The sequence below is a fragment of the Undibacterium sp. TJN19 genome, from assembly GCF_049339485.1.
Classification (GTDB): domain Bacteria; phylum Pseudomonadota; class Gammaproteobacteria; order Burkholderiales; family Burkholderiaceae_D; genus Undibacterium.
The window spans coordinates 155,468-170,159 of record NZ_JBMPPL010000005.1 but is presented as its reverse complement, the minus strand read 5'-3'; the positions used below and the strand labels follow the sequence as shown (position 1 = coordinate 170,159).

The following is a 14,692-nucleotide window of genomic DNA, read 5'->3' as shown; positions in this document are numbered from 1 at the left end:
TAAAGGGTTGATTGCTTCAGATTATTCTGTTTTACAGAATAATGATTTCTATCATACCCGCTTTTTCTGCCTGCCTGCACGACCTACAATGGTCGCATCGTTCAAATCAGGGGGCTCAGTGATGACCAGCAAATTGCATATTGTTTTTGACCCGCTTTGCGGCTGGTGTTATGCCGCTAGCCCCTTTTTGCGTCAATTGCATCAGCGTTTTAGCGAAACCCTGCCTGTCGAATTTCATCCCGGCTTATTGTTTGCCCAGGCCAGCACCATTCCGCATGCGTATCGTGAACACATCATTGCGGCTGACAAGCGCATTGCCGCTTTGTCTGGCGTGACTTTTGGCAAGGCATATCTGGATAAGGTGGCGAGAGCCGCAGAGCTGAGGTACTGGTCGGTACCGGCATCGGCAGCGGTCATGAGCCAGGCACAAGCAGACACCGGAACTGCGCTGTCCTTGCTGGAAAAAATCCAGCATGCGCATTATGTCGAGGCACTTGATGTCAGTGATCTGACCGTATTGAGCAAACTGGCGCAAGAACTTGGAGTACAACACGATGTGTTCATGAGTGATTATGTGCGTAGCAGCGCCGCTTTGCCTGGGCAGGCTGAACTGGCACATCAATTATTGCAGCGTGTAGGCGCAAGTGGTTTCCCCAGCTTTATCCTGGAAAAAGACAGCCAGTTACTGCGCCTGGATCACGGCGGCGCATACCAGCATCCAGAACCCTTGCTGGCAGAAATTGCCCGGCATCTCCCTCATTAAGCAAACGTTTTCCCACTTCCATTTTGAAAGTACACCATGAATCAAATGATTAAAAAATTTCTGTTTCCCGTTTTGCTCGGTCTTGGCTTGGCGGCAAATAGTAACGCGCAGGACAAACCACTGGAAGTGAAAGTCTTCAGTGCCGATGAAAGCGGGTTTTTCGTCAATTCGGTAATGATTAGCGGTGATAAAGAAGCGGTATTGCTCGATACCCAGTTCACCCGCGCGAACGCCTTGCGCGTGGCGGCCATGGTACTCGACAGCGGCAAGCATCTGAATACGGTCTATATCACAGCGGCTGACCCTGATTATTATTTTGGTGCTGAAGTGATACACCAGATTTTTCCTGACGCAAAAATCCTGGCCAGCGCCGGGACTGTCGAACATATCAAGAGCCGGCTGGAAAGCAAGCTGAAAACATGGGGGCCAAAACTTGGCGGTAACGGGCCTAAAACACCTTTTATACCTGAGGTTTTAAATGCCAGCAGCATCACCCTGGAAGGGCAGAAACTGGAACTGGTTGGTTATGATAATCAGAAATCTGTCGTGCAATATGTATGGATACCTTCAATCAAAACCATTGCTGGCGGCGTGGGCAGTTTTGCCGGTGTGCATGTCTGGACGGCAGACACGGCCAGTAAAGAGCAGCGTGCTGCCTGGGTGAAATCATTCGATGCCATGCTGGCTTTGCAACCGGCGATGGTCGTACCTGGTCACAGCAGGGCAGGAGAAAAACTGGATGTCTCTCCATTGCGATACACACGTGATTATTTGCTGAAATTCGAGATGGAGTTTGACAGGTCAGCCAATTCCGCTGCCTTGATTGATGCCATGAAAAAAGCCTACCCCAATGCAGGTCTGGGCATCGCGCTGGAACTGGGTGCCAAAGTCACCAAGGGCGAAATGAAGTGGTGATGTAGCAGATGGTATTGCCGGTGCTCAGTTACTGAGGTGCTTGCATGCTTGAATTGTGCAAAATAAGGTATAGATTTTATCGATGACTGTGACGGATGATCAATGCTTTAAACCGCGGCAGCCAATTAGCGTCATACTATGGGCTGTCGCGTTAATGCAAAGTCGGGCTGATTCCGGTTACGTGTAAGAAAATCGTACTGAAGGCGACTAAATGTATATGCCATATTTGATCACGATCCAGGGAGAAAACCATGAGTAATACTCAAACCGAATTTGCTACTTTAGGTGGCGGCTGTTTCTGGTGTACCGAGGCAGTATTCCAGCAAATCCGTGGTGTCCAGAAAGTCGAGTCGGGTTATGCCGGCGGCCTGAGGCCCGAGCCTACTTATGAAGATATTTGTACCGGCACCACCGGCCATGCTGAAGTCGTGCGCCTGAGTTTTGACCCCACGATAGTCAGTTACCGTGATTTGCTGGAGATTTTTTTCACCATCCATGACCCGACTACCCTGAACCGTCAAGGCAATGATGTGGGCACGCAATACCGCTCGGTGATTTTTTTCCATGACGAGCAGCAGCAGGCTACCGCCCAGCAGGTCGTCAAGGAAATGGCAATGGTATGGGACGATGCCATCGTGACAGAAGTCAGCCCGTCGCCTATGTTTTATCTGGCCGAAGCCTATCACCAGAATTATTTCCGGCAACATCCTGATCAAGGTTATTGTGCGGTAGTGGTCGCCCCCAAGGTCGCCAAGGCCAGGAAAGTATTTGCCAGCAAGCTCATCGGTTGAGTTGAAAGGGCTGGCAAACCGGGAAATCTGTCTGCTGAACATATATTTCTCCGCAACGCAGATTTAAACCACAGAAGTTGGTATTTTGAGCATTAAAAATGCTATGCGAGTTTGTTTTTTGCTACTATTCTTCCAGATATAAAAATGGGAGAAACAGATGGCACTGCGCGATGTCAATCAGGCAACCGTTGATCTGGTAAAGCAGTTTGAAGGCATACCCGACGGCGACCCTGCCACCAGCAATATCGACCCCTACCTTGATCCGGTCAATATCTGGACCATAGGCTGGGGCCATGCCATCACTTACCAGGGTCGCTTCATGAAGGGCGATGCTGATCGCCTGCAAGTCAAAGCCCTGTACCCGAATGGCATCACCTTGGCGCAGGCGACGAGCCTGTTGCAGTCCGATCTGATGGATGCTGGTCGTGATGTGCTGTCAGTCGTAACTGTTCCTCTGAACGACAATGAATATGGGGCGCTGACCAGCTTTACATTTAACCTGGGCATAGGCAATCTGCGCAGTTCCACCTTGTTGAAAAAACTCAATGCCAACGACAGGGCCGGGGCCGCTGATCAATTTGGCCGCTGGGTTAAGGCAGATGGCCAAACCTTGCCAGGTCTGGTCAAGCGTCGCGCGGCTGAGCGTGCCCTGTTCATATTGCCAGTTACCAACTAAGGGGAAGCCAGATGTCTGCATTATTCAGAAGCATACTAACGGTCATATTGATGATGGTAGCGACGTTCGCTTCTGCCGTTGCCATCAAGGGTGATGATCCCGTCTACATACATTTGAACGAGATTTTCCAGATTGCGGCTCCCAATGTCTGTAACGTCGTTTCCAAGGACCAGCTTGCCCTGGTCGAATTGCGCATGAATGGCGTGCTCACGACGCTAAAACCATTCGACTGTAATCCAGATCCGGTGATGAATAAGCTGAGCTTCTTCCTGCCGCAACTGCAAGGTGACAATTCAGACAGGCAAAGGGAGACTTTGCTGGGTTCGCCATGGCGCGAGCTGAAAAGTAATTTCCAGCGTGACATGCCGTTTAACGTCAGTTTCAATAATGGTGCCGGCATTATTATCCTGGCGACCGGCACACTGCGTTTCCAGGTCTTGCAGCCGCCTTGTATCGTGGCTGGCTTTGCAGTTATTTTGCTGGTCGGTTATGTATTGCTGCGCATGGGACGTGATTCGACACTGCTGCGCGACCGATGCACTGACGTGCTGAGCAAATGTACCTATAGCCTGGCAAGGGTGCAGATGGCCTGGTGGTTTTTTATTGTATTTGCCTCCTATGTCTGGCTGTGGATAGTCGGTGAAGGCATACCCGACCTGTCAACCCAGGCTTTAGGTTTGCTGGGCATAGGCAGCGGTACTTACCTTGTCGCGGCTGGGGTTGATGTCACCAAGGAAAATCATTTTGGTGAAAGCCAGGGGTTTTTTATCGACATACTCAGCGATGCCCAGGGCCTGGCCCTATATCGTTTCCAGATGCTGGTGTTTAATGTCCTGTTTGGCTTTTTGTTTGTGATCTATGTCATACAGCATGTCAGCATGCCTGATTTCGATAGCAGCGTGCTGACCCTGCTGGGCATGAGTGCTGGTACGTATGCCGGTTTTAAAATACCGGAGAAGCAAGACAAATCTGCCGCGAATACGAATGGCAGTGGTGGCGTCGCAGCAGCGACTGGCAGCACCGCCGCCGCTGTTGTAAATGCTAATGCTGACAGTGATCCAAAACAGGGCTACACGCCCGAAAACTGATACGCATCAGGCAAAATAATAAGGGGCTGGCTTTATTCAAAAAGTCAGCCCCTTTGCATTCAGCGGCAACGTGTTTAATTAGTCACTCCAATAAGGTATCAAATAAGGTGCCTAATGCAGTTTGACTCTGAGCGCTTCCATCATTTTGGGGATACTGTCCTTGCTCATGCTGTCGACTATCCAGCCCAGGCCCATGGGGACTGGTCCTGGATCGGTAAATACCTGGTATTTGACTACTGTCTTGGCAGGATTGCTGGCCAGCGGTGTCAGTTCCCAATAGCCAGATGTATCGGCAATGGTTTCTTCTTGCTTTAATCCTTCCCATGGCAGCATCTTCCAGCTCAGGTGGCAACTTGCCGCACCTGATTTGGGAGTCATTTTCAAGCGGTATTTCTTCACCTTGCCCAGCGGTAAATTCAGGGTGAAATCAACCTGTGCCGATTCATCAGCAGCACGTACCACTTTGACCTTGGCCGTATTGGGCATGAAGCCGGGGTATTCTTCATACGCCTGGATGGTTGCACATACTTTGGCCATGGGTGCATTCAGTATGGTGCCAGCATCAAAAGTCTTGCCGGTGCTGTCTGGCTTGCTCTGGTCTATCACCTGGGTAGATGTTTCATTGAGCTTGCCGGTATCGATTTGCGCGGCCAGCGCAGTGGAGGCAAGCACCAGTCCACCGCCCAGCGCGGACAGCAAATGCACAGAATTCTTTAAGACCATGTTCATGATTGCTCTACACCTTTTCTGATTTTTTCTATATCCACTTTTTGCAGATATTCAGGAATATTTTTCCACATACTATGGTAGCCGTAGCCACCTTTGGTTAATTCTTCCAGTGCCTGTTCTTTCGTCCAGCCCTGATACAGTATCCGGTACATGGCAGTGACCAGACCTGTGCGGTCAGCACCATGCATGCAATGCAAAAGCAGCGGTCCTTCTTTTTCGGCAGCTTTCACTGCGCGCAAAGCCCGCACCACATTGGCATCATTGATGTCCCAGGTATTGATACCTATCCTTTGCAGCTTGATGCCGGAATTCTTGAACAAGTCTTCATCTGAATGAAAAGACCGCAGACTGATCACAGTCTTGATGCCAAGTGATTGCAAGCGTGCCACATCCGTACTTTGCAACTGCGCGCTGCGGTAAAAACCCGGCGTCACACGAAACAGGTTTTGTGCTGCGGCGACAGGCTCTGCCCAGTTCGCCGGGCGCGGCTCTGATGTCTGAGCTAAGGAAACCGAAGTTGTCAGGCTCAAAGCGATCATTGGCACGATCACCGCGATTGCCGGTGCAGTTTTTAATTTTTTCTTAAACATCATGTTTCACATTATTTTTATAAGAAAACCAGAATAGAAAAATAGCGACGATCAGGCCTATCCAGTAATCGGTTGGCATTCCCCATACCCAATGAATGTGCCAGGGAATATTCTGTGGCGCAAAGCGGCTGATGCCATAGCCTGGATTGATCACGAACCATAAAAAATCCTCTACTATCCAGAAGCTAATCAAGCAGGCAATGGCACGGCATTCCAGTTTCGCCGACCATTGCTGCATGAACACAAACGGGAAGTGAAAAAACAGGGCGATGAAGGGAAACACCCAGGCGTGATAACCGGTCATCGCACGACCACCCCAGAAGAGATCGAGCAGCCAGTGTTTTTCTATACGCCAGGTTGGCAGATTGGCGGCCCAGCCAGCCGTGCCTTCGATTTGTATTTCCACTTGCGCGAAAAACAGGGCCAGCAGGCAGGCCGAGGCAAAGCTCAGCAGAAATGATTTAAATGCAGGTTTCATCATCAAACCAGCTGTCATGCCGGTGTTTTCAGTAATTGCTGCAAGACTTGTTGCGCTGCCTGAGGTTTGCCCAAAGCCTGCGCTTTCTCATGCATGTCACGTAATTTCTCTGGGTGCTGTAACAGAAAATTGAGGCGATAGGCAAGACTGGTATCGTCATAGGCTTTGAGGGCGACACCCTGTTCCAGCAAGAAGTCTGCGTTGCGTTCTTCCTGTCCCGGTATCGGTGAATTGACGATCATGGGCAAGCCCATTGCCAGACATTCTGATGTCGTCAGGCCGCCAGGTTTGGTAATCACCAGATCAGAACAGGCCATCAGGCGTTCAACCTTGTCGGTAAAACCCTGTGGCAACAAACGACCTGGATAGCGCAAAGCCAGCTTTTGCAAGGCTTGCAGGGCAGGGACATTATTACCCGCCAGGACGATGAGCTGGAAATTGCCTTGCAAAGCCAGTAAACGTTCTGCCACCTTGTCCAGACCACCAAGCCCGGCTCCGCCACCCATCAGCATGAAGGTCTGGCATGTAGGGTCAAGCCCAAATTCTGCCGCGCACTGGGCGCGTTCCAGCTTCTGGGTAAATGCTGGCATGATGGGAATGCCGGTGACGTGTATGCGTTCTGCCGGTATGCCATTGATGCGCATGCGGTCAGCCACTTCTTCACTGGCGGCGAAATAGCCAGCCATGTGCTCATGTATCCACATCCTGTGCAAATCAAAATCAGTCACTTGCACCCAGACTGGGCAATGCAGCCTTTCCTTGCGTATCAGGCGAGACAGCATTTCTGCGGGCAGGAAATGTGTGCAGACGATGACATCCGGCTTGAAATCGGCAATGGCTTTTAGCAGGGGACGCGCATTCAGGCGTTCTATGCCACGGCGCAGTTTTTCCATGGTGCTGTCGGCCTGCGCTTCATTGGAAGCGTGGTACAGATAACCCCATAAGGTCGGTGCCTTGTTGACCAGCTTGATATAAAAATCGGTATAGATTTTGCGAAAGCCCGTCGTGACAAAATCCATGACGTCCAGATGGCTGACTTCCAGTTCTTCTGCACTTTGCAGTGCGGTCGCCCGTATTGCTTCGGCAGCGCGTTTATGACCAGCGCCAGCCGAAACGCTCAATAGCAAGATTCTTTTCTTCTGCATGGGCATCAGTGTAATGGTAAAAAAACACTGAGAATAACACGATCGTTGTCCGGCACCCCAGAATCAGGGTTGCAGACGGCTGATTGCCCATGCCCCTTGCGCATCCCTGGTATAGACAATGCGGTCATGCAGACGTGAACTGCGGCCCTGCCAGAATTCGATTTTTTCCGGCAGCAAGCGGTAACCGCCCCAGTGTGCCGGGCGCGGCGGCTGATCGCCATATTCTGCAATGACGCTGGCCAGTTGCTGTTCCAGTACTTCCCTGCCAGCGATGGGCTGGCTTTGCTGTGAAGCCAGGGCGCTCTGCCTGCTGCCCAGAGGGCGGCTATTGAAATAGGCATCGCTTTCGGCAGCCGATATTTTTTCCACACGACCTTCTATCCTGACCTGCCGTTCCAGTGGTATCCAGAAAAACAGCAAGGCGGCATGCGGGTTGATTTCCAGGTCATCGCCTTTGGCACTATCGTAATTGGTGAACCAGCAAAAACCGCGTTGATCAAATTCCTTGATCAGCACGATGCGCGAACTCGGGCGGCCCTGGGCATTCACAGTAGACAGGCTCATGGCATTGGTTTCCGGTACTTCGGCTTTCAAGGCCTGTTCGAACCAGTTGCCAAACTGTGTGATGGGGTCGGCAACCACATCGGATTCAGACAAACTGGCGCGTTGGTAATCTTGGCGGATATCGGCGATGGACATGCATTTTTCCTTGAATTATGTATTTTCGATGCCACGGCGGGCCTGCATGGCTGCGCCAAAGGCCGCCATTTGGGTAGGAGAAAACAGGCGTTTTGCCATTGGGGCGATCTGGGTTTCCTCGGTTTGCATATGCGCGTCATAGAGCGCTGTGAATGCCTGTATGTCTTCGCCAGACAAGCTGGCGGGCGTGCCCGTGCCGGCGTTGACGATGCCAAGCAGCTGACTTTCTATAGCTTGCCATTGCGTCGCCATTTCTTCATGCTGTGACAGTATCTGCGGCATCAACTGCGCCAGCAGCACGGCATCTTCTGCCCTGGCAATAAGGCTTAACTCTGGCAGGAGATTGACTTCTTCATCTTCATGATGCAAAGGTGCTGCCTTGCTGAAGTAGCGTAATACTGCCTGGGCGGCCTGTTGCGCCTCTGCATCGGCACCATGTGCCGGCAAATGCGCGCTTAGTTTGGCCAGGGTTGCCAATTGCTTGCGTATGCGGTCATGGCAATGCTTGAGTACAGCCAGGGGCTGATCAAAGCCTGGGGCGCTGTCAATTAAATTATTCACTTTGTACTTTGCGTGTGGGTTGATAGACCTGATACCCGCATTATGCAATAGTCACGCAGCCCATGCTTGCGTCATATCAAATACTGACTTTGTGTGTTGAAGGGCTTTCCGCCAGGCAAATGTATTCCCCCGCGATCGGGTGCATCGCTGGCGTTGCCATATAGTGTGATGGCAGGGCGGCCACACTTTCTTTCAAGCCTTGCAGATCAAAGCCGTTTTGCTGCAAGAAACTGGCAAGCTGCGCTTGCGGCATGCCTGACAGAAAAGGCTCGGCTTTATGCGCGAGAAAAAAATCAATGACTTTGCTGGGCGGGCGAAAATTGGGTCTGCCATCTGCCTGAATTTCCATCCATGTGAAGATCAGTGATACAGACGCAGCCGCATCTCGAATCTGTTTTAACAGGCTGCAGACGTCCTTGTTTGTCAGATACATCAGCAAGCCTTCGGCGATGAACAGGGTTTTCGCGTGAGGATCAAACACCGGGAAGCTGCTTAATACTTCGGCCAGGTTTTGTCTGCCCAGTTCTGCGGCGATGTAATGAATGGGTGTAGCAAATGCAGTAGATGTAGCAGGCGTAGCAGATGTAGCACCAAGCGCACGTCGTTTCACCGCCTGCGTGGCCGGGTGATCAATCTCTATCAGTGTTAGCCCTTGATATTGACCCGCCAGTTCCATACACAAGCTATCGTAACCGGCGCCGGTCAATACTATCTGGCGCGTACCTGCATTAATGGAAGCTGCTACATACTCGCGTATCACTGTTTTGCGCAAAACATAGTGCAGCAAAATGCCGGGCAGTGTCATTTTTTCTGCTGCATAAATCAGCCAGTGAAACCAACCATGCTGAATCAATTTGTCCAGGTGCGGATGGCTGGCGCTTAACAAGCGCTGGCCGGGTTCTGACATTGTCTTTGGTACCAGACCGCGATAGTCAGGGTCACGCGCCAGCATTTGTACGCCGGCAGCGACGATGAGGGCAGTGTTACTGGCTTGGGTGGTTTTCATGCTGCGCGTTCCAGGCAAGGGGAAAACAGGGCCTCATGATGCTGGAACCAGGTGCTTTGGAATAATAGTTCAGGATCAAAACGACGCTTATAAGCCAGGAAGTTTTCAAAATTGGGATAACAATGGCGGATTTGCTCACGGGTGGCAAAGCGGCCATAAGTCAGGTAAAAACTGCCATCGCGCCGGATTGCCAGATCGATGAGGCGGCGAAAAGCCGCAGCAGTGGCTGCAATGCCGTTTTCATCGTGAGCGGTATGCAGGTTGAAGATGACGCACGCATAATCCTGCCTGGCCCAGGGCAAAAAGCTTTCGACATCTGCCTCTATCAGGCGTACCGTGCCATAGATGAGGTCTACACCGTGCTGACGAAAATCCCTTGCTGCGTCCTGCATGAAGGCGCTCAGTTCAGGCCGGGGCACGTATAGCTCACCTATCATTTCCGAACCCTTATGCCCGAGCAGGCCATCTATCTTTTCGTGATAGCCATCAAGATAGGTGCTTTGTTGCAAGCGGTCGCTCCAGTAAATCTGGCCTGCACTGGCCATATAGTGCCGGGCATAGCAATCAAAGGCGTTGCTCTTGTCCACATGGGCAAGCAGCAGTAACTGCTGCCATTGTTCATCACTGAGCGCGTGTTCTTCCCTGATGTTGCAGGTGGCGGCGACCGGGCGATAGCAGGAAAACACGCCGCGTCGCAGAAAATCCGTGCTGGACGGGTCAATGGCAAACTGGAAGTCGCCATACACATAGCCATCCTCTATGCGCTGTTCAAATGCAGGCATCAGTTCATCGAGCTCGATGATGCTGACATCCCTGCGCATTTTTTGTCTTGTCGCCAGACGAAGGCTGACCCTGGTGATTACGCCAAACATGCCATAACCGCCGATGACCAGCCTGAACAAATGGCTATTATTGTCACGGCTACAGAGCTGCAAATTACCCTGTGCGTCGAGCAGACTGAAACTCTCCACATCATCAATGAAAGGGCGCATTTGCAAGCCACGCCCATGGATATTGGCAGACAGGCAGCCGCCTATGCTCAGGTCATCGGCACCTGTCTGTTTTTGCCGTATTCCCCATTGCTGGGCATTGTCCTTCTGTGCCGCCTCCAGATAATCGATGAGAGCAGGCCACTGTATCCCTGCTTCTACCGTGATGATGCCGGCACTGCGGTCAAATGAAATAATCTTGTTCATGCCACGCATATCGAGCAGGATGGCATCCTCGGCAAATTGCTGTCCGCCCATGGCATGACGGGCTGCGCTGATGGCTATTTTTGTTGCATTGTTTCTTGCTGTTGCCAGCGTGGCGGCAAGATGCGCCAGATCACGCACTGTAATGATGTTGCTGACCTGCGTCAGGTTAAGGGCTGAATGAATATCATTGAGGCACAATGCCGGGGATGGATACGCGTTGGGCATACTGTTCTCCTGTTTGATGGAGATTCTATTTTGCTATTTAAGGTATTGATATACAATCTAATGGAAAATAGTATTGAAATTTAATACTTAAAGTAATTTAGCTTTTATTGAGAGAATTGCACAGCCATGAATCTGACCCAGCAAATTACAATTGCCCTGAAAAAACACCTGAAACAAAAGGGCCTGACGTATGCGCAACTGGCGGCCCATTTGGAAATCAGTGAAGCCAGCGTGAAACGCTTATTTTCTGAATCCACGTTTACGGTACGCAGGCTGGAGTCAATATGTCAGTTGCTGGAACTGGATTTTCTGGAACTGGCCCGGCTGGCACGCGGCCAGCAAGAATTAAAGGCCGAATTGTCGGATTCGCAGGAACAGGCCCTGGCGACACAGCCCAGGTTGCTGGGCGTGTTTTACCTCTTGCTCAATCAATGGCAGGCCTCAGAAATCGCCAGGCAGTTTGATATAGCCGAAACGGAGTTACTGCAATTATTGATGACCCTGGAGAGGCTGGACCTGATTGAATTACATGCACATAACCGTGTCAAATTATTGACTCACACCACCTTGCAATGGCGTGAAGATGGGCCTATACGCAAAAAATACCAGGCTCAGGTCATGGAAGAATTTTTGCATGATGGTTTTCATGAAGAGCAGGCAGTATTGCGCTTTGAAACCCGCGAACTCAGTACTGCCTCTATTGCTGTCCTGCAAAGAAAAATGGCGCGCTTGCTACTGGAGTTCAATGAGCTGGCTGATATCGATGCCAGCCTGCCATCCAACCAAAGGCAGGGTATGGCGCTTCTGATGGCAAGCCGCCCCTGGGTGTTTTCCCTGTTTTCTGATTTGAAGCGCAAAAAAGCAAAATAAAGCAGCAAGACCCGGTTCTGCTGCATCAAGTAAAATAGCGCCTGCTTACAATGTCCAGCCTGCGGTCGCAATTCCCTATGCAAGAACAAACAGATATCGATTTTGAACGACGCTTTGGCGGCATCGCCCGCTTGTACGGTGCTGCCGGGCTGGAAAGGTTTAAAAATGCCCATGTCTGCGTCATCGGCGTTGGTGGCGTGGGTTCATGGGTAGTCGAAGCATTGGCCCGCAGCGCCATAGGTCGCATCAGCATGATAGACCTCGATAATGTAGCTGAATCAAATATCAATCGCCAGATACAGGCCAATACCGACACCATAGGCAAGGCCAAGGTGACGGCGCTGGCTGAACGGATCGTCCTGATTAACCCATTTTGCAAGGTCAGTGAAGTTGAAGATTTTGTGACACCGGATAATCTTGACCAGATGCTGGGACAACCCAGTTTTGATTATGTGATCGATGCGATTGACAATGTCAAGGCCAAGACCGCGTTGATTGCCTACTGCCGCCAGCATGGTATTCCCTTGATCACCATCGGTGCCGCCGGTGGGCAGACTGATCCTGGGAAGATAGAAATCCGTGACCTGTCACGTACCGAACAAGAACCCTTGCTCGCACTGGTGCGCAAACGCCTGCGCCAGAATTATGGTTTTCCACGCGGTGCCAAAAGCAAGTTCGGCATCGATGCCGTGTTTTCCATGGAAGCCTTGAGCATGCCGGAAACTGCTGAAGTTTGTGAAGTTGACCCTGGTGCAGAAACAGGTGCAACTGTTAGTGCCGCGGTCACCGGCTTGAATTGTGCGGGTTTTGGTTCATCCATCGTCGTCACGGCGTCCTTTGGCCTGATGGCGGCAGCCCAGGTGTTACGCAAGCTGGCTGCGCCACCAGTGTGATCTCTGCTGCTGGACACGAAAGGTCGAACGTGAAAATTTGTTTCTTGGATTGCGCGTTCGTCTCAAAATTTAGAGACCTTTTTTCATTCTGATTCTCGCATCTTTCTGCATAAAATCCAGGCATTTTTAATCAAATTTCCCCTTGGAAACAATAGTTAATGCTTTGTGGGAAATTTGCTTCACAAGGCATGAAGTGGCTATCGCAAATGCTTGAATTATTGTTGCCGGGCATCTACAGTAAAGCCAGGTTTTAGTGATCGGTGGCAAGCCGGAAAATAGGGCTTGCCCTGGCGTCTGCTCCCCGATTCAGCGCTTTCTTCACTAAACATACTGGCGACCTGATGCACTCTGCTGACAGCAGGATGGTAATCCTTGGGTTCATTGCGTACCTCCGGAGGCAATCATGTTTCGAGATATCCGTATTAAGACCAAACTCATTTTTAGTTTCTGTCTGCTGAGCTTACTGGTCCTGGCGATTGGCGTAGCAGGTTTTTTAAGTTTGAACGCCAGCAATAATTCCATCAAGACCGTCTATGACGACAGGCTGATAGCGCTGGGGCAGCTTGATGCTGTCATCCGCCTCATCATGCGCAATGAAGTGCTGGTCGCCAAATCGCTGTCTGAAGATCCTGAAAAAATCCCTGCCAACATCATGGCAGTAGAAGCTGGCAAGGCAGAGGCCAGCAAGGTCTGGGCAGAATACATGGCGACCTATCTGACACCTGAAGAAACCATACTGGCAAATCAGTTTGCCGCAAGACGTAAGCAGTTTCTGGACGAAGGGCTTAATCCCACCTTGGCTGCCCTGAAAAACAAGGAGCTAGAAGTCGCTACCAAGCTATTGCATGAAAAAACAGAGCCGCTGTTTTTACCCATGCGTGAAACCATGGATGCGCTGATCCAGTTGCAATTGAAAGTTGGTAAATCAGAATACGATGCTTCACAAAGCTTCTTCCAGCAGTTCCAGGTTTTTGCGGCGGCGTTTATTTTTGTATCCGTCCTATTTGCTGCTTTCATGGGCTATTGGCTGGTGCGCAGTATTTCTTCCCCTCTCAATTATGCTGTGACAATTGCCAATAATATTGCTGCTGGTGATTTGCGCCAGGACATCGTGGTCTCATCAAAAGATGAAGCAGGGGAGTTATTGCAAGCCCTGTTCAACATGAACCAGAGCCTGATCAATATCGTCAGCCAGGTTCGAACCAGTACCGATACCATCTTTACCGCTTCCAATGAAATTGCCGCTGGCAATATGGATTTATCCCAGCGCACAGAAAGCCAGGCCAGTTCACTCGAAGAGACGGCATCGTCGATGGAGGAATTGACATCCACAGTCAAACACAATGCCGACAGTGCTGCACAAGCCCATCAACTGGTCAGGTCTTCTTCCGATTTTGCCAGCAAGGGCGGGACGGTGGTTGGGCAGATGGTCAATACCATGGGCGCGATCAAGGACAGTTCACGCAAGATAGTCGACATCATCGGTGTGATCGATGGCATCGCTTTCCAGACCAATATCCTGGCTTTGAATGCTGCTGTTGAGGCTGCCAGGGCAGGTGAGCAGGGGCGTGGTTTTGCCGTCGTGGCTTCGGAAGTGCGCAACCTGGCGCAGCGCTCAGCAAGTGCAGCCAAAGAAATCAAGCAACTGATTGATGATTCTGTTTCCAAGGTGGATGCGGGCAGTTCTCTGGTCGATGAAACAGGCAACACCATGGGGCATATTGTCACCTCAGTTCAGCAAGTCGCAGAAATCATGAGTGAAATCGCCAATGCCGGTGGTGAGCAAAGCCGTGGAATTGAACAGGTGAACATCGCCATCACCCAGATGGACCAGGTGACCCAGCATAATGCGGCCCTGGTTGAAGAAGCCGCTGCCGCAGCGCAGAGCCTGCTGGAACAGGCCGATAACCTGAACCAGGTAGTTGGCGTGTTTAAAGTGCATGGTGTTCACGATGCAGTGAACATTGCGTCAACCAGCGGTGGCAAGCTCAGGCGCTTACCGGCGGCAAACAATGATCAGCATCGCGCTTTGCGGGCTGGCTAATGTGGCAAATGCATTCAGCCCCA

General features: G+C 51.1%; 16 protein-coding genes. 8 read left to right on the top strand and 8 right to left on the bottom strand.

All coding sequences use genetic code 11. The features are described from left to right. Positions 1 to 121 precede the first annotated feature (121 nt). From ACO0LH_RS15920 to ACO0LH_RS15900, 5 genes are all read left to right on the top strand, one after another. Entirely contained in the window at positions 122 to 763 is a 642-nt protein-coding gene (locus ACO0LH_RS15920) for a DsbA family protein (RefSeq protein WP_422942097.1), read from the top strand. A 36-nt stretch (positions 764 to 799) separates the two neighbouring features. After that, on the top strand, positions 800 to 1,678 hold the full coding sequence (locus tag ACO0LH_RS15915; protein WP_422942096.1) for an MBL fold metallo-hydrolase: 879 nt from the start codon (positions 800 to 802) through the stop codon (positions 1,676 to 1,678). Positions 1,679 to 1,929: 251 nt separating this feature from the next. Further along, a complete protein-coding gene (gene msrA, locus ACO0LH_RS15910; RefSeq protein ID WP_422942095.1) occupies positions 1,930 to 2,469 on the top strand; it encodes a peptide-methionine (S)-S-oxide reductase MsrA in 540 nt (179 codons plus the stop codon). A 157-nt stretch (positions 2,470 to 2,626) separates the two neighbouring features. Further along, positions 2,627 to 3,145 carry a lysozyme gene (locus tag ACO0LH_RS15905; protein ID WP_422942094.1) on the top strand — a complete coding sequence of 173 codons (519 nt, stop codon included), beginning with the start codon at positions 2,627 to 2,629 and terminating at the stop codon, positions 3,143 to 3,145. A gap of 11 nt (positions 3,146 to 3,156) precedes the next feature. Beyond that, entirely contained in the window at positions 3,157 to 4,233 is a 1,077-nt protein-coding gene (locus ACO0LH_RS15900; protein ID WP_422942093.1) for a hypothetical protein, read from the top strand. 111 nt (positions 4,234 to 4,344) lie between these two features. Here the strand turns inward: ACO0LH_RS15900 and ACO0LH_RS15895 are convergent, their stop codons facing one another. From ACO0LH_RS15895 to ACO0LH_RS15860, 8 genes are all read right to left on the bottom strand, one after another. Continuing rightward, positions 4,345 to 4,962, bottom strand: a complete 618-nt coding sequence (locus tag ACO0LH_RS15895; protein WP_422942092.1) for an SRPBCC family protein — start codon at positions 4,960 to 4,962, stop codon at positions 4,345 to 4,347. Continuing rightward, the gene (locus ACO0LH_RS15890) at positions 4,959 to 5,552 is read right to left on the bottom strand and encodes a dual specificity protein phosphatase family protein (protein WP_422942091.1); all 594 of its coding nucleotides are present in this window, start codon (positions 5,550 to 5,552) and stop codon (positions 4,959 to 4,961) included. The genes ACO0LH_RS15895 and ACO0LH_RS15890 overlap by 4 nt, the downstream gene beginning before the upstream one ends. After that, the gene (locus ACO0LH_RS15885; RefSeq protein ID WP_422942090.1) at positions 5,545 to 6,030 is read right to left on the bottom strand and encodes a hypothetical protein; all 486 of its coding nucleotides are present in this window, start codon (positions 6,028 to 6,030) and stop codon (positions 5,545 to 5,547) included. Before ACO0LH_RS15885 ends, ACO0LH_RS15890 begins: the two co-directional genes overlap by 8 nt. A 14-nt stretch (positions 6,031 to 6,044) precedes the next feature. Further along, positions 6,045 to 7,181, bottom strand: a complete 1,137-nt coding sequence (locus ACO0LH_RS15880) for an MGDG synthase family glycosyltransferase (protein WP_422942089.1) — start codon at positions 7,179 to 7,181, stop codon at positions 6,045 to 6,047. 57 nt (positions 7,182 to 7,238) lie between these two features. Then, positions 7,239 to 7,874: a pyridoxamine 5'-phosphate oxidase gene (gene pdxH, locus ACO0LH_RS15875; protein WP_422942088.1), complete on the bottom strand. Its 636-nt coding sequence runs from the start codon at positions 7,872 to 7,874 to the stop codon at positions 7,239 to 7,241. A gap of 15 nt (positions 7,875 to 7,889) precedes the next feature. Further along, a complete protein-coding gene (locus ACO0LH_RS15870; protein ID WP_422942087.1) occupies positions 7,890 to 8,435 on the bottom strand; it encodes a hemerythrin domain-containing protein in 546 nt (181 codons plus the stop codon). 76 nt (positions 8,436 to 8,511) lie between these two features. Continuing rightward, positions 8,512 to 9,441, bottom strand: a complete 930-nt coding sequence (locus ACO0LH_RS15865) for a class I SAM-dependent methyltransferase (RefSeq protein ID WP_422942086.1) — start codon at positions 9,439 to 9,441, stop codon at positions 8,512 to 8,514. After that, complete coding sequence (locus tag ACO0LH_RS15860) at positions 9,438 to 10,862, bottom strand: FAD-binding oxidoreductase (RefSeq protein ID WP_422942085.1); 1,425 nt, start codon at positions 10,860 to 10,862, stop codon at positions 9,438 to 9,440. Before ACO0LH_RS15860 ends, ACO0LH_RS15865 begins: the two co-directional genes overlap by 4 nt. Before the next feature lie 126 nt (positions 10,863 to 10,988). Here ACO0LH_RS15860 and ACO0LH_RS15855 point away from each other — a divergent pair, with 126 nt between their 5' ends. The 3 genes from ACO0LH_RS15855 to ACO0LH_RS15845 all read left to right on the top strand — a co-directional run bounded on the left by ACO0LH_RS15855 (position 10,989) and on the right by ACO0LH_RS15845 (position 14,669). Beyond that, on the top strand, positions 10,989 to 11,732 hold the full coding sequence (locus ACO0LH_RS15855; RefSeq protein WP_422942084.1) for a helix-turn-helix domain-containing protein: 744 nt from the start codon (positions 10,989 to 10,991) through the stop codon (positions 11,730 to 11,732). 77 nt (positions 11,733 to 11,809) lie between these two features. Then, positions 11,810 to 12,625 (top strand): tRNA threonylcarbamoyladenosine dehydratase, encoded by an 816-nt coding sequence (locus ACO0LH_RS15850; protein ID WP_422942083.1) that lies wholly within the window; start codon positions 11,810 to 11,812, stop codon positions 12,623 to 12,625. Between the two features lie 403 nt (positions 12,626 to 13,028). Beyond that, positions 13,029 to 14,669 (top strand): methyl-accepting chemotaxis protein, encoded by a 1,641-nt coding sequence (locus ACO0LH_RS15845; protein WP_422942082.1) that lies wholly within the window; start codon positions 13,029 to 13,031, stop codon positions 14,667 to 14,669. Positions 14,670 to 14,692 lie beyond the last annotated feature (23 nt).